General features: G+C 45.6%; 16 protein-coding genes. 13 read left to right on the forward strand and 3 right to left on the reverse strand.

The genetic code is table 11. The features are described 5' to 3' along the window. Positions 1-71 precede the first annotated feature (71 nt). The gene (locus M1K58_RS09870) at positions 72-1,922 is read left to right on the forward strand and encodes an LTA synthase family protein (protein WP_256758652.1); all 1,851 of its coding nucleotides are present in this window, start codon (positions 72-74) and stop codon (positions 1,920-1,922) included. Positions 1,923-1,960: 38 nt separating this feature from the next. Continuing rightward, a complete protein-coding gene (locus M1K58_RS09875; RefSeq protein WP_256758653.1) occupies positions 1,961-2,620 on the forward strand; it encodes a phosphatase PAP2 family protein in 660 nt (219 codons plus the stop codon). Positions 2,621-2,711: 91 nt separating this feature from the next. Here the strand turns inward: M1K58_RS09875 and M1K58_RS09880 are convergent, their stop codons facing one another. Then, positions 2,712-3,320 carry a TetR/AcrR family transcriptional regulator gene (locus M1K58_RS09880; RefSeq protein ID WP_256758654.1) on the reverse strand — a complete coding sequence of 203 codons (609 nt, stop codon included), beginning with the start codon at positions 3,318-3,320 and terminating at the stop codon, positions 2,712-2,714. 218 nt (positions 3,321-3,538) lie between these two features. Between M1K58_RS09880 and M1K58_RS09885 the strand changes: the two genes are divergently transcribed. Then, on the forward strand, positions 3,539-5,044 hold the full coding sequence (locus tag M1K58_RS09885; RefSeq protein ID WP_256758655.1) for an MDR family MFS transporter: 1,506 nt from the start codon (positions 3,539-3,541) through the stop codon (positions 5,042-5,044). 68 nt (positions 5,045-5,112) lie between these two features. Here M1K58_RS09885 and M1K58_RS09890 read toward each other — a convergent pair whose 3' ends face one another. Continuing rightward, positions 5,113-6,003: an MBL fold metallo-hydrolase gene (locus tag M1K58_RS09890; RefSeq protein ID WP_256758656.1), complete on the reverse strand. Its 891-nt coding sequence runs from the start codon at positions 6,001-6,003 to the stop codon at positions 5,113-5,115. Between the two features lie 161 nt (positions 6,004-6,164). After that, positions 6,165-7,094: a helix-turn-helix transcriptional regulator gene (locus M1K58_RS09895; RefSeq protein WP_256758657.1), complete on the reverse strand. Its 930-nt coding sequence runs from the start codon at positions 7,092-7,094 to the stop codon at positions 6,165-6,167. A gap of 392 nt (positions 7,095-7,486) precedes the next feature. Here M1K58_RS09895 and M1K58_RS09900 point away from each other — a divergent pair, with 392 nt between their 5' ends. From M1K58_RS09900 to M1K58_RS09945, 10 genes are all read left to right on the forward strand, one after another. Then, positions 7,487-8,431, forward strand: coding sequence for a DoxX family membrane protein (locus tag M1K58_RS09900; protein WP_256758658.1), 945 nt, complete (start codon positions 7,487-7,489; stop codon positions 8,429-8,431). Positions 8,432-8,810: 379 nt separating this feature from the next. After that, positions 8,811-13,775: an S-layer homology domain-containing protein gene (locus tag M1K58_RS09905; RefSeq protein ID WP_256758659.1), complete on the forward strand. Its 4,965-nt coding sequence runs from the start codon at positions 8,811-8,813 to the stop codon at positions 13,773-13,775. Positions 13,776-14,048: 273 nt separating this feature from the next. Next, on the forward strand, positions 14,049-14,477 hold the full coding sequence (locus M1K58_RS09910; RefSeq protein ID WP_256758660.1) for a hypothetical protein: 429 nt from the start codon (positions 14,049-14,051) through the stop codon (positions 14,475-14,477). Between the two features lie 219 nt (positions 14,478-14,696). Further along, entirely contained in the window at positions 14,697-15,635 is a 939-nt protein-coding gene (locus M1K58_RS09915; RefSeq protein WP_256758748.1) for an ABC transporter permease, read from the forward strand. 19 nt (positions 15,636-15,654) lie between these two features. Continuing rightward, on the forward strand, positions 15,655-16,545 hold the full coding sequence (locus tag M1K58_RS09920) for a carbohydrate ABC transporter permease (protein WP_256758661.1): 891 nt from the start codon (positions 15,655-15,657) through the stop codon (positions 16,543-16,545). A gap of 67 nt (positions 16,546-16,612) precedes the next feature. Then, positions 16,613-18,316 carry a type 2 periplasmic-binding domain-containing protein gene (locus M1K58_RS09925; RefSeq protein ID WP_256758662.1) on the forward strand — a complete coding sequence of 568 codons (1,704 nt, stop codon included), beginning with the start codon at positions 16,613-16,615 and terminating at the stop codon, positions 18,314-18,316. 121 nt (positions 18,317-18,437) lie between these two features. Then, positions 18,438-20,324 (forward strand): sensor histidine kinase, encoded by a 1,887-nt coding sequence (locus M1K58_RS09930; protein ID WP_256758663.1) that lies wholly within the window; start codon positions 18,438-18,440, stop codon positions 20,322-20,324. A 1-nt stretch (position 20,325) separates the two neighbouring features. Then, positions 20,326-21,891, forward strand: a complete 1,566-nt coding sequence (locus M1K58_RS09935) for a response regulator (RefSeq protein ID WP_256758665.1) — start codon at positions 20,326-20,328, stop codon at positions 21,889-21,891. A 296-nt stretch (positions 21,892-22,187) separates the two neighbouring features. Further along, positions 22,188-25,289, forward strand: a complete 3,102-nt coding sequence (locus M1K58_RS09940; RefSeq protein ID WP_256758667.1) for an efflux RND transporter permease subunit — start codon at positions 22,188-22,190, stop codon at positions 25,287-25,289. A 40-nt stretch (positions 25,290-25,329) separates the two neighbouring features. Then, positions 25,330-26,244 carry a TetR/AcrR family transcriptional regulator gene (locus tag M1K58_RS09945; RefSeq protein WP_256758749.1) on the forward strand — a complete coding sequence of 305 codons (915 nt, stop codon included), beginning with the start codon at positions 25,330-25,332 and terminating at the stop codon, positions 26,242-26,244. Positions 26,245-26,246: the final 2 nt, after the last annotated feature.

The raw sequence follows: 26,246 nt of genomic DNA on the forward strand, positions 1-26,246 counted from the left end.
CTTCCTTTAAGATAGACTTTAACACTGCGTTAACATTCGATATAATAGTAAAGGCTCTGGAGGTGAATAGCATGAAATCTTTAAGACTAGGTGTATGGTTTTCTAAGCCGTTTATCTTCTTTACCTTATTAATGGTGATCAAGATTTGCTTGGCTAGATTCGTTATTTTTGATAGTGCCTCATTATGGCTACAGATTGCAACGGGGATACCCTCAGTCTGGGTGCTATTCTGCTTAATTGAGTGGATTGCTCCACGTAGAAAATTAGGGGTATATATAGCGGTTAATTTATTGATAACGACCATCTTCTTCGCAGTTATTATGTATTATAAATATTTTGGTGTTATTGTTACGTACCATGCCTTGCAGCAAGTGAACCAGGTAACGGAAGTAAAGGGTAGCGTCTTCTCCTTGTTACATCCGTATTTCTTGTTTATCTATACCGATATTGTTGTCTTCCTATTGTTATACATGAATCGCAAGTATCGAAGCTGGGGCAAATCAATTGCCGTTCGTGAATCGAATGTGCTTATCTCAGCTCTATTCGTTGTTTCCTTGGCAGTTAGTGTGACAAGTGTTTGGGTTCATCGTGATAGCCTAAATGAACTGAAGCAGGCCGAGAACATGGGGATATTGAATTATGAGGCCTATGCGATCATTTCTAGCCGCTCTGAAGTGTTGGAAGATCCGAGCAACATTACAACTGAAGCAATCGCTACGCTTAAGGAAATGGAATCTCCGGAAGTACCTCTCTATTGGGGGGAGGCGCAAGGGAAGAATGTCATTATTCTGCAGTTGGAGGCGACTCAGAACTTCGTGCTTGATCGGAAGATCGATGGTCAGGAAATTACGCCTGTCTTGAATCAATTGATTAAAGAGCATTTCTATTTCCCGAATTTTTATCAGCAAGTGGGTCAAGGGAATACTTCGGATGCTGAATTTGTCGTGAACACTTCTTTTTACATTCCTCAGCATGGCGCTGCTGCCCAAGATTATGGCGATCTGGCGCTACCAAGCATGCCTAAAGTGCTTGAGGAGCACGGTTATCAGACGGCGACATTCCATACGAACAATGTGCAATTCTGGAATCGTAAGGAGCTTTACAAAGCCCTTGGCTTCCAGCATTATTACGACGCTGAATTTTTCGGTAACGACGATATGGTTTTTTTCGGGTCTTCAGACGAAGTGTTGTATGATAAAACAGCTGATGAATTGCTGAAGCTAAGCCAAACGGGCAAGCCCTTCTATGCTCAACTTATCTCCATGTCCTCTCATCACCCGTTTAATATCCCGGAGCGTAAAGTCCGTTTCCAGCTACCGGAAAGATATGAGGACACCTTAGTAGGCGACTACATCCAAGCTCAGAACTACACTGATTATTCGATTGGCTTGTTCATTGATAAGCTGAAGAAGAATGGTTTGTGGGATAATTCGGTGCTAATCATTTACGGTGATCATCTAGGCTTGCCCATCTATTCGTTAAGTGAGCATGAGAAAGGTCTAATGAAAGAAATTTACGGCAGGGAATATCAATTTACAGAGATGATGAATATTCCTTTGATTGTCGCTGCACCTGGCATTACGGAACAGAAACGTTTGCCACAAACAGGGGGTCAGATCGATATCTTTCCTACAGTGGCTAATCTTCTAGGGATCTCACTGCAAGACCATATCCATTTCGGGCAGGATATTCTGAATAACACGAGTAACTTGCTTCCACAACGATATTATTTGCCTTCCGGATCATTCATAAACGATAAAGGCATATTCGTACCAGGACTTAATTATAAAGACGGAGTAAGATACCCTTACGACGGAGCGATACCCAATGAGACCGATACTACGGAAGAGGAATATAATCGAGCGTTGGAGCTTTTGAAGCTATCGGACAGTTACGTGAGTCATCTGCCTAAGCATGATTGATCTATCGATGTTATAGGTATTTTAAGGGGGGTTAGGTAGTGGCGCTTAGAAATATAAATTGGAAAAAGTACGCTCCGTTGCTATGGATGCTAATGTTTCCTGTTCTTGGGTGGATGTACGCTGCAACTAACAATGTTGAAGGTCAAGAGGTGTATCGGCTAATTACGAAGGTTGATGAAGCGATCCCGTTCATTCAAATTTTCGCATTGCCTTACTCGATCTGGATATTTTATATTTATGTTTGTTTGATTTACTTCTTCAAGAAGGACCCCAATGTCTATTATCGTTCACTCATGACTTATGCCATCTGCGCATTGTTGTGCTACTTGATCTATTCCGTATTTCAAACGACAGTTGACCGACCGGTTGTAGTTGGTAACGGCATAGTATCTGACGTCATGCGCTATATTTACAATCGAGATCAGCCTTATAACTGTTTTCCGAGCATACATTGTTTCTCAAGCTATATGGTGATGAGAGCGATATGGACCAGCTCTTTCCGTAATAAATGGAACATCATTCTTATTACTGGAATGTCGAGCACTATTATTATGTCCACATTATTCGTGAAGCAACACGTCATTATGGATGCATTGGCTGGTATTTTTATGGTCGAAGTTGTTGTGGCCGTCATTATTCTCTTCGAGCGTAGGTTTAAGCTTTCGCGCGCGCGTCAGAAGAGTACATTTGAAGCTTAAGCATCGAATATAAGAAAAAGGCTGATAAACCCGACAGATGTAATGATCTGCACGAGGTATCAGCCTTTTCTATGATCTACTAAACGATTTACTAGATAGTGGGTAGACATAATCGGCGTAAATGTAACTTGATTTGGCTAGTGGTGTATTCTTTCTCCTGTTTGATATGGAAGTATCCATTGGGAGACAAGGAGCAAATGATGAAATGAGCAGTTAGATCTGCATCGAAAGGTGGCTGCAAATCGGATTGGACTACTTCGGATAGAAGCTCAGATATTTTTTTTCGGAAGAAATGGTACATGGGGGAGTGAAAATAGTTTCCCCGTTCATCCTCGCAATTCATCTTGGATTCCATCGCGGTAACCAAACCTGAGATCAAGCTAGATTTTTCCTCAATGGCATCTATCCAATAGTCAATAATTCCTCCCAAGCGTTCGCCTGCTGGAGATTGTTTGTTTTCTTCAAGATAAACAGTGATCAGTTCTACAAGCTGATGTCCGTAATCATCTAGAATATCTAGACACAGATCGCCTTTATGAGCATATCTGCGGTACAAGGTTGCTTGTCCTATGCCAGCTGTCTTGGCGATTTGGTGCATGCTAACCGGCTGGACGCCATGCTGGTTAAATAACTCATTGGCGGTTTGCAGAATCAATTGACGGTGCTCTACAGCATCCTTGCGTTCCCGACGAATTGACACAGAAAGACCTCCTCGCTTTACTGAAATTTAACATTTCGCATATTGACAACCGGACAATTGTCCGGTAACATCGAGATTAAACGGACAATTGTCCGGTAATGCTGCGGGTTACCTTCGTAGGGTCCATATGTACTTATTGTACCGTCAAGTCAGAGTGCGGTCAATGGACGAGAGAGACTGCGCGAGGGAAGCTCCTTAATTTGGGTAGGAGGTACGATATGTCTTCGAAAACAGCACCACCTGTATTAACAGAAACGCCATTCTCAATACGTACGATTTTAGGTCCGTTGGTGGCAATCGTTATTGGAATCTTTATGGTCATCTTAGATGGAACGGCCGTTAACGTCGCTCTACCGAAGCTTCAGCAAGAATTTGAATTGTTGAACCTCTCGCTAGTTCAATGGACTGTCATTGGCTATGCACTAGCGCAGGCCGCAGTTATTCCTTTGGCTGGCTGGTTATCAGATCGATTCGGAGCTAAGAAAGTATTCTTGATTTCAGTCGGATTGTTTACGATTGGGTCGTTACTTTGCGCATTAGCAACAAGTGTTGAAACACTTATTGCCTTCCGGATTGTTCAAGGCTTAGGCGGAGGCGTCGTCGTTCCGATTGCCATGGCGTTCATCTATCGCCTGTCTCCCCCAGGTAAGGTTGGGGCGGTTATGGGGATGATGGGGATTCCAATCTTGTTAGGTCCTGCTTTAGGGCCTGTAGTGGCGGGATGGTTTGTTGAATATCATAGCTGGCAGTGGATATTCTTGATTAACTTACCTATCGGTGTTATTGCAATCATTCTTGGAATTCGTACGTTACCTAATATGCAACGTCAGACGGTTGCTTCGTTGGATTTGTTTGGGATGATCCTTGGACCGTTGGCTTTTGCTGCTCTAGTGTTCGGAGTTTCGAAGGGCGGTATTGACCCGATTACGGGTGAATCCACTTGGACTCAGCCTGCTACATTGATCGGCATAGGTGTCGGACTCGTGGCATTAATTCTATTCGTTCTTGTGGAATTAAACCGTGATAATCCATTGCTGGAGCTTCGGGTATTCAAATCCGGTAACTTCACGAAAGGGATTATCGTACAATGGATTTCGCAGATCGCGATGTTCGGTACTATGTTCCTTGTTCCTTTGTTCTTGCAACAAGCGCATGGATATAGTCCATTGAAAACGGGTTTAATTATGCTTCCGCAGGCGTTAGCGTCAGGCTTATTTATGCCAATCGGAGGTAAGCTGTCTGACCGTTTCGGTGCTCGACCGCTTGTCATAGCGGGTATGGCCCTAACGACAGTGGCGGCATTGTTGTTATCCAACATTTCAGGAGACTCTGGAATAAGTTCAGTTATGCTTCCCCTTGGTTTGCTTGGGGCTGGAATGGGATTATTCATGATGCCACTTAATAATCACCTGATCCAATCCGCACCGCAGAATCTAGTAGGGCGAGTAACCTCCCTTACGAATGCTGCACAGCAGGTTATGATGTCGTTTGCTATTGCGATCTTAATGACGATTTCTTCTACGAAGATGCAGAACCTCATGGTTGAACAAGGTAAACAGCAGCCGGATGTTCATTTGTTTGCATCGTCATTCGGATATACGTTCCTCATCCTGCTTGGAATTGCGATTGTCGGTGGTCTACTTGGTCTCATGCTTCAGAAGCCTAAGATGGTGGAAGGCGAGCATGGAAGTAAGACAGAAATTCCGGTCATCATTGGTCACTAATTCGAAGTAAGAAGATAATAAGGCAGCATCCCGCTTTGAAGGGGATGCTGCCTTTATTAATTTGCATGCTATTTCAACATATAATATTCAGTTTCTTTGATAGCATCCAGGTCCACACGATCAATAGCCAACTCTGCGGCTTCACCTTTGTCGATTAGTTTTGCTGTCGAGATGACTTCTTTTACGATTTCAGGTTCATAATGAGTTGGGATTACGAGAATAGGTTTGACTAGCTCAAGAGCTTTAATCGTACTTGCAGTAGTCGCACTATTGTCGCTTATGTTCGAGAATCTGGTGAGCATAATGTCGATCTTACCGATTTTCTCTAATTGCTCTGGGGTGAGCTCATCCTGTCCTAGATCACCAAAGTGAGCAATACGTAAGCCATCTACCTCGAAGACATAGATATAGTCGCTCGGGGCTGCATCGAAGAATGTAGGCGTATGGCTAGCTTTGATGGATGTGACATTCATATCCTTGATCGTGAAGGAATCCTCTTGAGAGATGGATATCTTGGCATTAGTCGAGGCCATAACAAATTTCTCATCATAGTGATCGGTGTGTTTATGGGTAACGACAACGATATCTGCATTAAGAATCTTGCTATCGCTCCATAGGGAGTAGGGATCAACTATGGCAACTGTGCCAGCTTTGGAAACAATCGCATAGGACGTGTTGTTAGCGCCATCCTTCGCCGTAGAAATGTTGCGAACTAAGGTTTTGCCTGTTGTATTCTTTAAGGTTTCAGCATCAAAGGTCATGACGGGCTCAGGGCTTTCTACGGGAGCAGATTGTGCAGCATTAGGGGTTTCTGAAACGGGGCTTGCAGCTGGTGCGTTCGTTGTGCTTGGTGAGCTAACAGAAGGGGATGCAGGGCTTTCTGTTGAGTTGCCGCAAGCTTGGGCAAGGAATAGAAAGGGAATACTTAAAAGCAGCATACGTGTCTTGCCAAATCTCATATTAGACCCTCCTTGTAAGTGCTACGCATCGCATATCGGCGTCGCTACTAAATCTATGTTACTAGATCGTTAAGGGGAGTAAATATAGCCAATCGTCAGCGATTGGGTGTCAATTGGCAACAATCCAAGAAGACCAGGGTAGCAGTTACCCTGGTCTTCTATTACATAGGCTGAGGCATCCGACAATATAGATTTCTAAACTCTGCAGGAGAGCAACCAGAATGCTTGCGGAAGGTGCGAATGAAATGAGCATTATCGCGTAGTCCTACGCGAACCATAATCTCTTCGGAGGGTAACAAGGTATTTCGCAACAAATCGCTAGCCATCTGCATGCGTATGGAGTTCAAGTAGGACATAATGGATAAGCCAGTTGAAAGCTTGAAGTTCTGATTTAAGGTTGTTTTGTTTGTATGGAAGAGCTTGGTGAGATCTTCGATCTTTATTTTATTTTTGTAGTTCGTATGTAGGTGAAGGATGACGGGGTGTATTTTCTCAGAGGCAGCGCTAGGTATAGGTTGGACTGTCGGCTTCATTTCCCCATAAGCACGTCTTAGGAGAGCGAGTATCTCGATCAGAATGGAACGACTGCGGCAGGGCCATTTGCTATCGGGCTGGTTGACCAACTGACGCTCGACTTCCTCGATAAGGTGATTTCCATAGTTGGCTAACGCAGGGTCAATGGGGACGATGATAGGCTGATTACTATTGGTGTTAACGAGGCGATCACGAAAAGGATCTAGATACCACATATCTTGTTTATCTCGCTCGGAGAAGGTGACAAATGTTTCTTGGGTTAATTCAAAGCTGAACAAATCATTAATTAAATTGGGATGAAAGAAAACCGATTTGGCTTTCATATAGGAGCCTGGAAGCAGATGAAAGGAATCGCGTTCATTTAAGCAATAGAAAGCAGGACTGTGGATCGGATAGGAAGCGCCTTCAATTTCACAAACGCCTGTACCATCTAAGGATAGCAATAAACGATAACGCTCATGGCGACCTTCATTAAAATTAGTCATTTCTTCTGAACTTACCCACATAGGATGAGTATAGCCAGACTGGTGCATCCTACCTATCGTTGATAACTTCATAAGTGAATCCTCCACTCCTAAGTTATTTTGGATATTGGACGACCCCCGTAGACGAGTCTGACGGGGGTCTTATTATTGAAGCGCAACCGCGCGATTCTTCCTGATTTCACTTTCCACGAACACAACGATAGCCCTACCTCTCCATCGTTCTTGCGGCTCCAAGACCGCTCCAGTGAGAATTCGTGTTTCCTTCCAGCAGCCAGTTCATTGATTTAATAAGGAATGTGTGGGAAAACGGAGGAATATTACCCTTTATTTGAGGAAAAACCTGAGGGTTACTACTTCTACAATTTAATATTATACTCCTTTGACTAATAAATGTCAATCTTCTAGCCGATAACCATATCATATTATTCGATTTTCAACTCATGAAGAGTAGGTGTTTTTGACTGATGGTTAAGTATGCTCATGTTAAATGGTTTACGGATGTTACACCGGTCAAAGAAGCGCTGGACAACGTCCTGTCCCCCGTATTTATGGGTACCGCTCTAGCTATCGCTTTGTTACTAGCTGTATTGACCCAAGTGCTGCCTTCTATTATGAAGATATCCGTGATGGGGAAATTAGATCAACAGGTGGAGCGCCTGCGCCCGAAGTCATTTCTCATCCTGCAATACGGAACGGCAGTGGCGTTACTTTGGTCACTTCTAGAAGGAACCTTGTTTGCTCCTGAGTTTGCTTCTCCTGAGGGTGGAGTTACGATTGCAATAGGGATCGCGATTGCCATGCTACTTATTCCGCATCATCTTACTGCTAAAGCAGCAGCGCTTGTTCTGGTCGGGTTATATGTTTATTACATAGGACAATACGGTCTATTTCACATGCTGGATTATGGTTTCTATTTGGCGATTGCTGCAGCTCTCGGACTTTACCGGACGGTATTCGAGAAATGGTCGTTCCCACTACTCTATTTGGGTACGGGACTTTCGTTATGCTGGGTAGCGGTTGAGAAATGGATCTATCCGGCTATGAGTCTAGATATTGTGGAGAATCATCATGTGCCTACATTCGGCTTCGATCCTGCAGTATTCATCGTATTGGCTGCATTTATCGAATTTGTCGTCGGGTACTTGCTCGTTGTAGGGATATTGAATCGATTGTTATCTATCGTCTTAACGCTAATCTTTATCATGACGACGATGCTGTTCGGATATGTGGAGATCGTAGGTCATTTCATGATTCATGTCATTCTAGTGTTATTCATTATTGAAGGCGTGAGCTTCTACAAGCCACCAGTTGATATGCATAAGACGAAGCTGGATCGGATTATATTCGTTGCCCTTAACTTCTTGCTTGTGCTTGCGATGTATTTGCTGCTGTACTACAGGTTCGCATAAGCTAATATTACAGTACAAGCTTGCAATGATTGTCAGTTGCAGGTGTCAGGTGTCAAGAACCTTGTCCCATAACAAGTCGCGTAATTCGCGGCTTTTTTTATTTATGGGATCAAGTTCTTGTTATTTGACGTTGACAAGAACATTGTCCCATTCCCGATCTGTGTCAAGATGAAACACATCTAGCATTTCAAGTTAAGGAAAGCCCCAGCCCCTTCCGTAGAAGAGTTTAAGTATTTGTTAAGCGGCTTATGATAGGATGCTAACGGAAAATGAAATAAAGCGAATCAAGCGGCGGGAGTTGAATCGGTGCCGACTGACCGCAAAAATCCGATCACATTTATAGCAGAAAACTCTATCATCTATTTAGGAAGGAATGGGTATGACGATGAAAACAAAAACAACGAATCGGTTTATGGCTTTGATGCTGATCAGCGTCTTGATGGCTACTCTCGTTCCGATGGGAACCGTGTTTGGCAGTGCTTATACCACTTGGAACGATATCACGGGTACGTCCAGTTTGACGATTCCAAATGGCGTAGCAACGGATCCTTGCGGCAACGTATATGTAGCCAATACGGGATTGGACAACTATTACGCCAATACCAATAAAATAAAAAAGTATTCGAACGGAACCTGGAGCGCGGTGACGGGAACGGGGAATATTCTTCTAAAACCGACAGGCATCGCGGTCGATCCGAACAATGGCGACCTCTACGTGACGGAAGTGTTTCATGGCAGTCCTGCCACAAAGAGGGTGAGCAAGCTGAACAACGACGTGTGGTCGACCGTTGCCCTTAACGCGGGCGTTACGTTGATCAATCCACGCAGCATCGCCGTGGACGCTTCAAGCAACTTGTACGTAGCCGATTCGGGCAACGACTCCGTTCCGGGAACGAGCAGAATTTACAAATATACAAGCAGCTCTAACCTATGGTCGGACATTACGAACGGGTGGAGTTTCACAATGGCATCCGCGATTGCCGTTGATCCTTCCGGAAACATCTATGCAGCCGACTGGAAGTATAGCGGCAACTTCGGAAAAGTGGTGAAGCTGCCATCAGGCAGTTCGTCCTGGACAGACGTCACAGGTACACTGGCAGGTAAGCTGACTTTGCCGCAGGGTCTGGCTGCCGATGGTCTGGGTGATGTTTACTTGACGGACAATACGACAATCAGCGACAAGGATGTTAGCAAAGTCTATCGATTCTCGAATGGCGTCTGGCAAGACATGACGAACGGCGAAAGCTTTGGTGCGGGTGCGCTTCATGGCATCGCCGTAGACGGACATCAGCATCTGTATACGGTCGAAGGTACCGCCCAATTACCAAACAAGGTAAGAGCGCTTTACAATACGGATTTTTCGTATGGCATCGCCTCTATTGCCAATCAGTCGTTGACTAAGCTTACTTCGGGATATGCCAGTGGTACTCAGCAAACGAGGACGATTAAAGTAACTTCCACCGGCACGGGTGACGTTAGCGGCTTGACCGTAACGTCCAGCGACACCGATAAATTTATCGTGACGCAGCCCAATACGCCGCTTTGCGGAATGTCTTCGACCACGACATTCACGGTCAAAGCGAAGGACAACTTGCCCGTAGGAACGCATACGACGACGGTAACCGTATCAGCGCCGCGCGTCGCGAGCAAGTCGTTCACCGTGACACAGATCGTCGATCCGAGTTACAAGATTGCCCCGGTAAGCAATCAGACATTGCAGTTTTTAAAAGTGGGCTACGCGGTGGGAACGCAGGAGGAGAAGACGATTGATATCTCCTCTGCCGGCACGGGAGTATTGAATAACCTTACGATAACGTCGAGCGACACGACGAAATTTGTCATGACTCCGCCAGCCGTCACAACTTTGAACCCGTCAGCATCCACGTCGCTGAAGATCAGGGCGAAAGATAATTTGCCGGTGGGTACGCATACGACGACCATCACCATTTCCGCTGACAACATGCCGAACACGACATTTACAGTGACGCAGAAGGTGGGCAGCTTTGATGTAGCCCCGATCGTGGATCAGGCGCTGAAAGACTTGAGCGTTAACTATACGTTGGGGACTCAGGAAAACAGGGTAGTTACGATCAAAGCGTCCGGTACGGAAACCTTAACCGACCTTGCCGTGACGTCGAGCGACATGACGAACTTTGTGCTGACGCCGCCATCTGGCACGACGCTGAACGCGAATTCCTCTAAGACATTCATGATTAAAGTGAAGGACAACCTTCCAGTTGGCACGTATGAAACGACGATCACTATTTCCGCGACGAACATGACGAGCAAGACATTCAAGGTGACGCAAATTGTCACTGCCACGCCGTTGACGTATGACATCGCGGCCATAGCCGACCAGACGTTGAACGTCCTGGCCGTCGGCTATACGTCGGGGGCTCAGGAAACGAAGGAGATCACCGTGACGTCTACCGGCACAGGAAGCATAGTCAACCTGAGCATGTCGTCTAGCAACATGACGAACTTTGCGATTACACCGTTAGCAGCCACATCGCTGAGTCCTGGTAACACTACGACGTTCAAGATTGGTGTGAGGAACAACCTTCCGGTTGGCACGTATGAGACGACCATCACCCTCTCAGCAGCTAACATGACGAGCAAAACGTTCAAGGTGACGCAAACCGTCTCTGTCGCGGGTTTGACGTACGACATCGCAGCCATAGCCGACCAGACGCTGAGCGGCTTGACCGACGGCTATACGTCGGGGTCGCAGGAAGAGAAAGAGATCACCCTAACATCTACAGGTACGGGAACCTTAAACAGCCTGGACGTAACGTCGAACGACACGATGAATTTTGATCTGACGCTGCCAACGGTCACGTCGCTAAATCCGAACGGCTCTACGACGTTCAAGATCAAGGCGAAGGATAACCTTCCGGTTGGCACGTATGAGACGACCATCAACGTATCCGCGGCCAACATGACGAACAAGTTGTTTAAGGTGGCGCAGACCGTCTCAGTCGTAGGTTTGACGTACGACATCGCAGCCATAGCCGACCAGACGTTGAGCGGCTTGACCGACGGCTATACGTCGGGGTCGCAGGAAGAGAAAGAGATCACCCTAACATCTACAGGTACGGGAACCTTAAACAGCCTGGACGTAACGTCGAGCGACACGGTGAATTTTGATCTGACGCTGCCAACTGTCACGTCGCTTAACCCGTCTGGATCTACGACGTTCAAGATCAAGGCGAAGGATAACCTTCCGGTTGGCACGTATGAGACGACCATCACCATCTCAGCAGCCAACATGACGAGCAAAACGTTCAAGGTGACGCAAACCGTCTCTGCCGCGGGTTTGACGTACGACATCGCGTCCATAGCTGACCAGACGTTGAGCGGCTTGACCGATGGCTATACGTCGGGGTCGCAGGAAGAGAAAGAGATCACCCTAACATCTACAGGTACGGGAACCTTAAACAGCCTGGACGTAACGTCCAGCGACACGGTGAATTTTGACCTGACGCTACCATCGGTTACAACGCTAAATCCGAACGGCTCTGCGACGTTCAAGATCAAGGCGAAGATCAACCTACCTGTTGGCACGTATGAGACGACGATCACCATCTCAGCAGCCAACATGACGAGCAAAACGTTCAAGGTGACGCAAACCGTCTCTGCCGCGGGTTTGACGTACGACATCGCGTCCATAGCTGACCAGACGTTGAGCGGCTTGACCAAAGGATATACGTCCGGATCGCGGGACGAGAAGGAAATCACCATTACATCTACTGGAACGGACGTCTTAAACAGCCTGAATGTGACGTCCAGCGACACGGCTAACTTTGTGTTGACGCCGCCTTCGGTCACGTCTTTAAGCCCGTCTAGCTCTACGACGTTTAAGATCAAGGCAACTAACGGACTGCCGGTCGGCACATATGAGACAACAATCACCGTATCCGCGGCCAACATGACGAGCAAGACATTTAAGGTGACACAAGTCGTTAATGCAAGTCCTTCTTCATCAGGAGGAGGCGGCGGCAGCAATCCTATTAAAGAATTCATTACGGTCGACGTCGAGGATGGGTCGCGCAATAGCGGCGAGGTTGTGTCCAAAGCGACCATCGAGCGTACAACCGACGCGAATGGAAACAAGAAGGACAGCGTGACGTTTACGACCGAACAAGCGGCGCAAACGACGGAACAATTAAAGGCGGCCGGTTCGAATACGGCCAAGATCGTCATTCCCGACAAGAAAGACGAAGTGTCTGAGTTGAACGTGAAGCTACCGTTATCCTCAACCTCGACGCTGGCAGGCAACGGAATGAATCTGGAAATCAACACTCCGAACGCCCGCGTTCTCATTCCAAGCGATTCATTGAAAGGACTGATCGACGACGTCTACTTCCGCTTCATCCCGATCAAGAAGGAAGCCGAGCGCAAGGAAGTGGAGCAGCGGGCTCGAACCGAGCAAGTGGTGCGTATAGTGGCCGGCAACGATACCGTTACCGTAGTCGGCCGACCGATGACGATCGAGACGAATATGCAGAGCAGGCAAGTGACGCTTACCATTCCCTTGCCGGAAAACGAATTGACGAACGATCAATTGAAAGATTTAGGCATCTTCATCGAGCATAGCGACGGCGAGAAAGAGTTGGTCAAAGGGGAAATCGTTCCTTACGATCAGACAGGAAAACTAGGAATCCGGTTTACGATTAACAAATTCAGTACGTTTACGGTCATTCACATGGATGGTTGGCAGCAAACCGAGGTTGCAGGCGAGAATGCGCATCATGCCTATATTAAAGGGTACCCTGATGGTACGTTTAGACCCAAACGGGCGATCACCCGGGTGGAGATGGCTGCGATATTATCGCGCGTAATGGACAAGGAGAAGAAACTGCCCATTATCGGTTACTCGGATGTAAAGGCTACGCATTGGGCGAGCGAGTCCATCGCGAAAGTGACACAAATGGGTCTGATGCGCGGCTATCCTGACGGCAGCTTCAAGCCGGAGCAGACGATTACGCGCGGGGAGATGGCCAACATTGCGCTCCAATTGCTCACCAAGGATGGGACGGCAAGCAGCACATTCCCGGATGTGGCCGGCCATTGGGCGGAACATGCCATTGTGCAAATTTATGCTGCGGGTATCATTGTCGGGTTTGAAGATGGAACCTTCCGTCCAGACGATGCCCTTAGCCGCGCAGAAGCCGTTACGATCATCAACAAGCTTCTAGGAAGAGGTCCTCTAGTCGGAGCGGAGAAGCAATGGGCAGATGTTTCGATGGACCATTGGGCGTACGCGGATATTCAAGAGGCATCCAGTTATCACGCGTTTGAGAAAAACGCGAAGGACGTAGAACAATGGGTCCCTTCGCACTGAAACGCCAAGCGAATGTTAAACCTACCATGAAAAATACAGCCTGTATCCGTTGGGATTCAGGCTGTATTTTTATGTTGCTATAGTATTCCTGAGGAAGGTATCCGGCAGTTCGTGGGCTTCAGCGCTGGGAACACTCGAAATGGTATGATTAGTGCGAGGAATCAGTATACATTCTTGTCATTTATCGGAATAAATTCTTGTCATTCGCAGGCTTATTATTGTGCATTTTACGGGCTGGTCTGCTGTATATATGTACAAAAGGAGGAATTTCTGATGCAGCAATTTGGGATTGTAGTTAAGGAAATTCGGTCGTTCCTGACCTCTTTTGGCATCGTAAGGCTGAGTTCACCGTTTCACCTACTTATTTTGTTTGGTGGACTCGGTGTTTTATTTCTGGAAAAGGTACTTTACCGGACCGTCTCCTACTCCAGCTATGACACCATGAATACCCTGTTCAACGATATTCCTTTGCATTTAATCGCGTACTATGGGTTTTTCGTTGGGATATGGTTAACCCTCATCTCGCAAAATGTGAAGTACTTATCCTATGGATTGTGGGGATATGCGTTTGTTGTATTGTTCCCGTTCGAAGGCTTGGGGTTAGCCGAAATCGTTCGAGCTGCAATCTATGCGGTAGGTGGTTATTACCTCTTCCGTTACACCGCGACCTCACATCGTGCTTCAAGCACGAAGAGCTTATAGCTTAATTGTCTGAAAAACGGATAGATGAAGAAGTCGACTTGATTAGTCGGCTTCTTTTTGTGTGTGAATAGATGATTTTACCTAAAAAAATGCAACCTTAGATGAAATTTGACACCTTACATTCCCATGCTGCAAGCTATAAACTTTGATGTAAGAGCTTACAAAGTTAGTTGTGGAGGTGCGGCCGGAGTGGAACCAAACGCGGAAATTCAAATTCCGATGCAGAAGCCTATGAACAGAAAACGAGGAAATACGAATCTATTCCGCAGACTTTACGGTCAGCGCTATCTGCAGATCATGGCATTGCTTGGGGTTGCTTGGATGATTGTGTTCAATTACATTCCGATGTACGGAATCAGGCTTGCGTTCAAGGAATACATCGGAGTCGGGGATATCGCGAACGCTCCGTGGGTAGGTTGGACCCATTTTCAGGCGATATTCGAGGATGATCTGATGCTTGGAGTGATCAAGAATACGCTAGGAATTAGCTTACTCAAGCTCATCATTGGATTTCCATTGCCGATTATTTTCGCATTGTTCCTGAACGAGCTTCGTTCTCTGAGATTCAATCGGATTGTTCAGACCATTTCGTATCTTCCACATTTTCTTTCTTGGGTCATTCTGGGTGGTATTTTAATCACTTGGTTGTCCGACGTTGGAGTTATCAATGACGCTCTGATGGGACTTGGGATAATTCATGAGCCTATCTACTATTTGGCCGAACCCAAATACTTCTGGAGTATCGCGATTGCCTCCGACATATGGAAGGAGTTCGGATGGTCGGCTATTATCTACATCGCTGCCATAGCCAGCATCTCGCCTGAGCTTTATGAGGCGGCGACGATTGACGGAGCAGGTCGGTTCCAGAAAATGTGGTTGGTTACCCTGCCGTGCATCAAAGGAACGATATCGATTTTGTTCATTCTGGCGATCGGTAATGTCTTGAACTCTAACTTCGATCAAATTCTAGTGCTGAAAAATCAAGTCAATGAAAGTGCCAGCGGTGTTATCGACACCTATGTATATGAAATTGGGATTAAGATGGGGAGATTTTCTTATTCAACCGCAGTGAACTTGGTTAAAGGGATCATCGCGCTATTCCTACTTTTACTAGCAAACTCACTGACCAAGCGTATGAATCAATCTTCTCTATTCTAATAAAGGTGGTGAACCGACCATGTGGACACGAGATCGTAGAACGCGCGGAGATTGGATATTCGACAACCTCAACGTGATCGGGATGCTACTGATTTGTTTCGTAACCTTATATCCGATCTGGTATGTACTCGTTAACTCGTTTAACGAAGGCAAGGATGCGATGACCGGCGGCAACATTTACTGGATTCCACGAGATTTCAGTCTGGAAAATTACACAACCGTATTCAAGAATGCCGGAATCATGACAGCAATGGGCATCACGATATCCAAGACGCTAATTGGAACGGTCATTCACGTTTTCTTCACGGCAATGGTCGCCTATGCCTTCTCGCGAAGAGAGTTAATCTTCCGAAATGGTTATATGATTTTTGGTACAGTGACTCTTTTCTTCAATGGGGGCTTGATTCCGACCTATCTCTGGTTCCGTGATCTTGGTCTGCTCGATACGTTCGGAATGTATATTTATCCGGCAATGTTCAGCTTCTTTGATCTCATCATCTTCGTAGCCTTCTTCCGTGAAATACCTGAAGGTCTGGAAGAGGCAGCTAAGATTGATGGGGCAAATGATTTCTCGATATTCGTCAGAATTGTACTTCCGGTATCTTTACCCGTAGTGGCAACGATTGCGTTATTTCATGGGGTCTGGCAGTGGAATGACTATTTTACGGGGGTATTGTATACGAGCAGTGAATATTTGCAGCCGATACAGACGTTCCTATATAGGGTCATTGCCCAGTCTAGCTCTAATCAAATCGTTGGGGCCACAGGGGGAGCGATCAATCGAACGGTCACAGGCCAATCGATCAAGCTTGCAACTATGGTCATCACTACATTGCCGATCGTGCTTGCGTATCCGTTCCTCCAGAAATATTTTGTCAAAGGCCTCATGATTGGGTCACTTAAGGGTTAATACAAAATAACGGTTTCACTTTCCCCATCGGGAAAATATTATAAATACGAATTTAAGGGGTATAACGATGAAGAAATGGCTAAGCTTAACGATTATTGCTGCACTCATGATCACCCTCGTCGCTTGTGCAAGCAACAAGAATGAACCGGCTTCAAGCAGCCAAAGCGCATCAAGTGAGCCTCCGGCATCGAGTGCCAGCGCAAGTGCAAGTGAAAGCGCTAGCGAACCAGCAGCGGATGAGGCAGGTTGGAAAGCAGACACTTCGCCGATTACATTCGACTGGTATTTGAACTTCGCTTGGTTCCCGAACAAATGGGGCGTCGATCCGACCTCTCAGTACATTACGAAGAAAACCGGAGTTAGCTTAAACCTTATCGTTCCGGCTGGTAACGAGAATGAGAAGATGAACGCTATGATTGCAGCTAACGATCTACCAGACTTTATTACACTCGGCTGGTATGAAGAAGGCGTGAAGAAAATGATCGAAGGCGGACTCGTTGATTCCTTAACGGATCTGGCAAATGAATATGATCCTTACTTCTTCAAAGTCGCGGATGCTGCCAAGCTGTCTTGGTATGCTCAACCGGATGGCAAAACGTACGGTTACCCGAACGCTTCATCTTCTCCGAAGGACTTCCAGACGTTCGGCACGGAGTTTACTTCCAATCAGACATTCGTTGTTCGCAAAGATATGTATGAAGCAATAGGTAGTCCGGACATGCGGACACCGGAAGGCTTCCTAAATGCACTGAAGCTTGCGAAGGAGAAATTCCCTCAAGTGAATGGTCAACCCCTCATTCCGATTGGCTTCCATGAATTCAATGATGTGGGCAACTATTCATTCATCGATGTTCAACAGGATTCGTCTTACTTGGCGAATTATTTGGCTCTACCTCGCGAGAAGGAAGGCAAGCTCTACGACCGAACCACAGATCCAGAGTTTGTGAAATGGCTCAAAGTATTCCGTCAAGCGAATCAAGACGGTTTAATCTCTAAGGATGTATTCGTTGACAAGAGAGCGCAAATGGAAGAGAAAATCTCACAAGGACGTTATTTCGCAATGCTGTACCAGCGTACGGATTTTGCAGCACAGCAGAATGTTCTATTCGCGAACGATCCGAATTCTGTTTATATCGCAGTGGATGGACCAGCGAATGCACAAATGGACCCTCCAACGCTTTCAGGACCGGCGATCTCCGGTTGGACAGTCACGTTGATTTCCAAGAAGGTTAAGGATAAAGAAAGAGCAATTAAATTCCTTAGCTACCTAATCAGCGAAGAAGGACAAAAAGACATGTATCTTGGCGAGAAAGGCGTCTCGTACGATACGATCGATGGCAAGGACCAACTCAATCCTGAAGCATTTGCATTGATGAACTCAGATCGCTCGGCCTTCGATAAGAAATACGGTGCGTCGCATACGTTCTGGATGCTAATGGATACAAACATGCAGCTCCAATGGCAAAAGCCTGCTGTTGAGCCTTTCAAACAATTGGAAGATTGGACGAAGGGGAAAACAGTGAGCTACTCTCAGTATGACTTGATTAATCCACCAGCTACCTCTAAGGAAGGGATTAACGGGACGAAGATTGCGAATGAATGGGGCAAGATATTGCCGAAGCTACTCTTGTCCAAATCGGATGCGGACTTCGATCAAGTATTCAATGAGTTTATTGAGAAACGTGAAAAAACAGGCTTTGCAGAGCTGCAAGCCTACCGTCAAACCAAATATGAAGAAAATATTAAGAAATTAGCGGAATTCATGAAGTAAGCAGCAGGGTAGGTCCAAAAAAACCCAGTAATTCTGGGTTTTTTTGGACTTTTCTAGCGTCATCGATAGGCGCGCATGATAGAATAACTGCACGACCCGCTGCGAAAGAGATGTGAAGACATTGTCTATTTATTGGAAAAGAAAAAAGGACAGAGTGGTGTATGGGATTGAACAGCTGACCTTGCAGCAGAGGCTCGTGATCTCCTATATTCTTATTATTCTGCTACCGAGTATTCTCATCTCTATGTATATTTTCCGAGGGTTAACAGGAAATACGATTCAAGAGCTACAGAAGAATAACGAATATGCATTGGAGATTGAACAGGTTAGTATTCATAACAACATGGAAACGATGAAGAGGGCTGCGGAAAGGGCAAGGATCGAACCGCATGTATACGATTACTTAGATCAACCAAATGAATTGAGTGTTGAGGATCTGATTGATCTAGATCGGATTAACCTTTATAACATTGTCAGAATTCAATATAATAACCCAAGCATTGAGCTCATCCGTATCTTTATGAGTAATCCAGCTACCAATGAAATGTATCCCGTTCTTTATCACGAAAGTCGGATTCAGAAGGATCCTTGGCATAAGACTGTTATGGAAGCGGATCAACAAGACGTTTGGGTATTTAGTAGATCGACACGTGAAATTCTTCAAAGCCGGCTTAAAGGAGAAGAAGTGATCAGTCCTAGAATCTCTCTTTACAGGGAGATGCAATATCCGAAAGGATCCCATGTTGGCATATCAGAAGTCGATATGCTACTGACCAATTTCTTTCCGAATACATTCAATGCCTTACAGGATGATCATTCCCAACTGGTGATTTTTGATCGGAAGGGTAGCATTTACCGTAATTCTGCTAATAGCTTCTTCGATCGATCAGGTTTAACGGATGCCATGGTAATGCAACAACTCGCTTCTATCGAACCTACCAAGATCAGCAAGGGCAGCTTTGAATTTAAGGTGGCAGGTGCTCCGTTCTTGGGTGTCTATTCCTACATCGAGCCTTTGGATATTTACATGCTGAAGGTATCGTCGCTCCTGCCCGTCTATGAAGGGATCAACAAGACCCGCAACCAAATTATTCTCGCAAACTTCATCCTAATCGCCATCTTGACGCTATCTACCTATTATTTGAACTCCTTCATTCTCAAGAAGCTACACGTGTTGACGGATTCGATGAAGAAGGTGAGGCAGGGAGACTTCGGCTTTGACATTAACATCCGTGGTGGAGGAGAGGTTGGAGACTTAGCCCACCATTTCCGTAAAATGTTACGTAAAATTAACGAGCTTATCGCAGATGCGGTGAACAAGCAGGCTGCTGCTAAAGGTGCAGAGCTCGCCACACTCAAAAATCAGATCGATTCTCATTTCTTATACAATACACTCGAGAACATTAAGATGATGGCAGAAATCAACGATCAGCGAGATATCTCAGATGCACTGACCTCGTTGGGGAGTATGATGAGATATAACATGCGCTGGACAAGTGAATATGTGCGTCTGAAGGATGAGCTTAGTCATATTAGTAATTATATTAATATTGCCAATATCCGCTTTGACAACAAGATGAAGCTAATAACGGATATACCCGCGGACGCGATGAATCAAGAGCTGTTAAAGATGTCGCTCCAGCCAGTCGTTGAAAATTCCGTTAAGCACGGGCTTCGGGATAGGGATTTGAATATCGTCATTCGTGCGGAATTAGATTCTGATCTGATGCTTATCTCAGTCACAGATGATGGAGCGGGAATGTCCTCAGAGCAGGTGTATGAGCTTAACAGTCGAATCACACGCAGAGAAGGCGTATCAGGTGATTGGAGTGGCCAAGGAGGAAGCCATCCTGGTCAAGGGAGTGGCATTGGGTTAGTGAACGTTCATAGCCGTATCCAACTCTTCTTTGGCAAAGAATACGGATTACATGTCGAGAGTGAGTTAGGAAGCTACACGCGAATTACGATTCGTATTCCACATCTCATTTTAAGTGGGGGGCTCTCTTAATATGCGGACATTACTAATTGCGGATGACGAACGAAATATCAGGAATGGCCTTAAGGCAATGATTGAGCGGGAATATCCGGGAGCTTATCATATTTTCCTCGCGGCGGACGGTCAGCAAGCGTTGGAGCAATTCATGCAGAGCCCAGCTGACATCGTTCTTACGGATATTCGAATGCCGATCATGGACGGGATCGCCTTAATTAAACAGCTGACGGATATTGTAGATGGGCCTGCGCTGCTCATCTTAAGTGGCTATGATGATTTTCAATATGCCAAAGAAGCAATTAAGCACAAAGTAAGGGACTATTTGCTTAAACCGATCATCCGTGAGGATTTGTTCGGAGCACTTAATCGGATTGAAGCTGAGCTTAAGCAACAGGAATCGATCCATAACAAGCTTGAGGTGACGGATAAATATCGGAAAGGCATGCGGATCAATACACTTCAGCACGTGTGGGCGAGATCGGATATGGGTTCAGAGGAAGTGGCATCCTTAGCGTTAGAAGCGGGCCTTCAGGAGTTTGAGCCTTCTTATTATATTGGGATATTAGATTCTCCGGACAATCAACGCAATGTAATAAAAGGGCAAGAATATTTATCCGGTCGTGAGCTGGAGGGAACACTCCTCTCCTTAGAAGACAAGGACGGCCGTCTCGTAGTGTTAGCGTCCCGACAAGAGCTGCTTCAAGGGATGACGGATCATCTAGCCTCTGCATCGGGTGGAACAGGGACGTTCGCTACTGGAATAAGTGGAAGAGGAGAAACGGTGGGTCAACTCAAAGTCAAATATGAAGAAGCTCGCCACGCCCTTAAATACCGTCTTTTGCTAGGTAGGTCGGATTCGATATTGATTCATTATGAACAGCTTAAGCATAGGAGTCGCTCCTACCAGGTTCCTGAAGATACGATCCATAAGCTAGCTAATATGATGGGAACGGACAGGGATAAAGAGATGAAGATGCTACTCTTAGAGCTATTCTCTGCTCCAACGCTAGCTGAGGCGGATATTGACTACTTCGAGGCAGTCAGTCTGAAGTTAAATGAACAAGTGTTCGATAAAGTGTTCTACACCTATGGTGAAGCATCGATTGAAATCATAAAGTTGTATAAGATGGCCGGTAGCTTATACAATTTTACGATTATTCATGACTATATCCAATGTGTGGAAGGCTTGCTGTTAAGCTTGAACGACTACATCCGGAGTTTGAAGTCGGTCCACGTCGATCAGAAGGATATGTTTAAGGCTGCGGAATATATTCGGGACAACTTTGATAAGGAGCTAAGCATGACGATGGTATCCAATCATGTTTCCCTTAATTACTCTTACTTCAGCCAAGCGTTCAAGGAGTTTGCGGGGATGAGCTTTGTCCAATACTTGAAAAACCTGCGGATCGGTAAAGCGAAGGAGCTCCTCGAGACGACCGAATTGAAGGTGCTTGAGATTGGTGAGAAGGTTGGTTTCGATAATACGAAGCATTTCAATCGAGTCTTTAGGGAAACTCTCGGTGTTACCCCCTTAGAATATCGGCAAAGCATTAACAGTCGTATAAATGGGAAGTCGATTTGATGAAATAGTTAGAGGTCTCGATGATCGTATTCATGACCAGGACGTTCAGAAGCTCGTTTCTGAACGTTCTTTTTTACGAATAAAAAATAACTAAAAAATAGAGGGCAGGAGAAGCTATAGGGATGGATAGTGAGGGTGTAGTGAGGGCTATGTGTAGAATGCGGGTAGATCATTCGAACGATTGTTCAATCCTATTTCCCTGATAAATCAATGAAATAATCGCGCCTGAATTTGACTTTCGACCAGCCGTTCGATAATCTAAAGAAAAGAGAGATCAAGAGGAGGAAGTGGAGAAGATGAAAAGCGTTATTGGATTTTCGTTAAAGAATAAATTTGCTTTATGGATGATTACAATCATCGTAATCATTGCCGGTTTGTATTCCGGTTTGACTATGAAGCAAGAGAGCCTGCCTAACCTTAGCCTGCCCTTCTTAAGCGTGACTACGATTTCCCCGGGTTCTGCACCGGATGCTGTCGTGAAGCAAATTACTGAACCGTTAGAGAAGCGTCTTAAGAATGTTGAAGGGGTTAAGAATTTGACTTCGACTTCTATGGAGAACGTTTCTTCTATATTCGTCGAATACGATTTCGGTCAGGATATGGATCAGGCTGTATCTCAATTAAGGGAAGCGGCTGCTGATGTTGCACTCCCAGAAGGGATTGCGACGCCTGACATTTCGAAGTTCTCAATCAATTCCTTCCCAGTTATTTCGTTAAGCGCGTCGGGACATGGAAGTCTAGAAGAGCTGACGAAAATTGTATCTGAAGAAATACAGCCTGATCTTGAAGGGGTAACGGGTGTTGCTTCCGTTCAGATCGCGGGTCAGTATGTTCAAGAAGTAACCTTGAAATTCAACAAGGCCAAGCTTACCGAGCTAGGCCTTAACGAAGAAACGATCAAAGGAATCGTGCAAGGCTCTGCCTTAAAGGTTCCGCTTGGGTTGTTCCAATTAGATAAGACTCAGAAGACCGTTGTTGTTGATGGACGTATCACAACAATCGACGACTTGAAGAAAATCGAAATTCCAGTTATACCTTCGGCTACTGGACCTAATGCAGGTGCGGCTAATCAAGAGGCCCCAGCAGCAGGGGCCGGATTAAACACGGTCCAATTAGGTGACATTGCCGACATTGCGATAGCGGGTAAAGCTGAATCCATCTCACGCACGAATGGTCAGGAATCCATCGGAATTCAGATCGTTAAAGCTAATGATGCCAATACAGTTGACGTTGTTAATGGTGTTAAAGATCAGGTAGACAAGCTAAAGGAAAAGTTCTCTGATCTGAAGCTGGATGTTCTGTTAGATCAAGGGGAGCCGATCGAGAAGTCTGTTGAAACGATGCTAACCAAGGCGTTATTCGGTGCATTATTCGCAGTCATCGTTATATTGCTATTCCTTAGAAATATCCGTACAACGATCATTTCCATTGTTTCGATACCTTTGTCGCTCATTATTGCTGTTCTTTTCTTAAAGCAATTTGATATTACCTTAAATATTATGACACTTGGAGCGATGACTGTTGCCATCGGGAGGGTTGTCGACGACTCGATTGTGGTCATCGAGAACATATACCGTCGTATGTCGCTTGCCGGAGAGAAGCTGAAGGGTAGAGAACTTGTCCTGGAAGCAACGCGCGAGATGTTCCTGCCAATCATGTCGTCCACGATCGTAACGATCGCGGTATTCTTGCCGCTTGGACTAGTAAGCGGAATGGTTGGTCAAATCTTCCTTCCGTTCGCACTGACGATTGTTTTTGCACTACTGGCTTCCTTGCTTGTCGCCGTTACGGTTGTGCCAATGCTGGCTCATCAAATGTTCAAGAACGGAATCAAAGCGGACAAAGTCCACAATCACGAAGAGAAGCCAGGCCGTCTTGCTAATGGCTATCGTCGTTTTCTGACTAAAGCTTTGAACCACAAGATTATAACGCTAGTCATCTCTTTTGCCCTACTTGTCGGCAGTATGTTCCTAGTTCCGTTAATCGGAGTCAGCTTCTTGCCTGATCAAGAGGACAAATTCACAATGGTGACTTATTCTCCTGAACCAGGAGATCGTGTTGAAGATGTAGAGCAACGAGCTTTGATCGCTGAGAAATATATTATGGAGCAATCGGATATTACGAGCCTGCAGTATTCGATAGGGGGATCTAATCCTCTCCAGCCAGGACCTTCGAAATCCGGATTGTTCTTCGTTCAGTATAAGAGCGATACGAAGGATTTCGCTGATAAGAAAACAGCCTTAGTTGAAGGCTTGCACAAAGCTGTTCCAACAGGAGAATGGACAGAGATGGACATGGGTGGCGGAATGGGCGGAAGTGGCTTTAGTATTAGCGTCTTCGGCGAAAACTTGGACGATATTACTCCAGTCGTTAATCAAATTGCGGATCTCATGAAAGCTGATGATTCCTTTGATAAAGTAGATACAAGCCTATCTAAGACGTACGAGCAATATACAATTGTAGCTGACCAAGCGAAGCTCAGCCAATACGGGTTGACTGCAGGTCAGATAGCAATGACATTAAGCCCACAGCGTGCTCGTCCGGTATTGACGCAAGTGGAAGAGCAAGGCAAGACATACAACGTTTACGTAGACGTTGCAACAGCTCAATATAATAATGTGGATGATATTCTGGATTCTAAGCTGCAATCTCCTCTTGGTATAGCTGTACCGATTCGCGATGTGGCTAAAGTCGAGGAAGGCACTTCACCAAACTCGATTACTAGACAAAACGGAAAAATGGTTGTAAATGTAACAGCGGATATCACGAAATCTGATGTTTCTAAGGTGTCCAGTGATTTACAAGCCAAAGTAGATAAATTAGAGAAACCGTCATCTGTTGAAGTGAATTTCGGTGGTGTTACGGAGCAAATCAATGAAACGTTCACGCAGCTTGGTCTTGCGATGCTTGCAGCGATTGCGATCGTGTATTTAGTGCTCGTGCTTGCATTCGGTGGTGGACTTGCACCGTTCGCAATCATGTTCTCCTTACCGTTCACGATTATTGGTGGACTTGCAGCCTTGTATGTGACGGGTGAGACGTTAAGTGTATCTGCTCTGATGGGTGCATTGATGCTGATCGGTATCGTTGTCACGAATGCGATTGTTCTTATCGACCGTGTTATTCATAAGGAGAATGAAGGCATGTCAACTCGCGAGGCGTTACTTGAAGCGGGTGGAACGCGACTTCGTCCGATTCTGATGACTGCACTTGCCACAATTGGAGCACTTCTACCGCTTGCTTTTGGTTTCGAGAGCGCAGGTATAATTTCCAAAGGGCTTGGAGTTACCGTTATTGGAGGGTTGATCAGCTCGACGTTGCTTACGCTCCTGATCGTGCCGATCATTTATGAGCTGCTTATGAAAATGAGACGCAAACCGAAAAAGGCAACAGTTTAATTGTTAATTCATAATGGGAACGGAGGTGATGGAGTTGGCCATGCAAGATAAGAAGAAGCAAATTCTAGATGCAGCGATTTATTGCTTTGCTCGCAAAGGGTTTTACGCAACTACAATTCAAGAAATCGTTGATGAGCTCGGCATGGCCAAGGGCTCCATCTACTTCTATTTCAAGTCGAAAGACGATCTACTTATATCGGTTATTGAATATTATGGCGAAATGTTATATGTAGGGATGGAGGTACTCCCAGAAGAAGTGGGTCTCTCACCAAGAGATAAGCTGGCCACGCAATTAGAAAGGCAATTCCGCTTCCTAAGAGATCATCTGGACTTCATGCGGATGCTCTTAAAGGAGCCGCTGACTGGGCTACATCCACATATTCAGAAACTAATGAGTCGCATGCGAGCGAGGGCTCAGCTATGGAATACGAATCATCTTCTAGCCATCTACGGCAATTCTGTTGAATCCTATTTGGGCGATGCATCAGCCTTATTATCGGGTATTGTAGCGCAGTATTTCGAGTCAATTGTTTTCGGTAACACTAAATTTGATGATCTGCGGTTAAGCCGGTTTCTTGTACGTCGCTTGGATGATCTCATTTCCGGGATCAAGCGAGCAGAAGAAGAGCCGATTTTACCTCCGATGGACTTAGTTTTACTTCGGAATCTTGCGGGCTATGTACAAGAAGAGGGAAATGTAGAAATTGCCCTTATCCAAGAGCTTGTGAATGAGATCACCACTTCGGAATCGACTTGGGATATGCAAACTCAAAGTGACTTACTTGCCGCGCTGGCGTTGTTGAAGGAAGAGGTCGTCAAACCGATTCATAAAAATCAATTAATCTTACGAGCGATGCTTGCCCTGCTTAAACAGCATATCTCAGGGCAAATGCGTGAGTCGGTGGAATTATTGGAACAGCGATTGTTCCCCAAAACATCAGAAGTAGTAGATTAAAT

The organism is Cohnella sp. WQ 127256, assembly GCF_024519285.1.
GTDB lineage: Bacteria > Bacillota > Bacilli > Paenibacillales > Paenibacillaceae > Cohnella.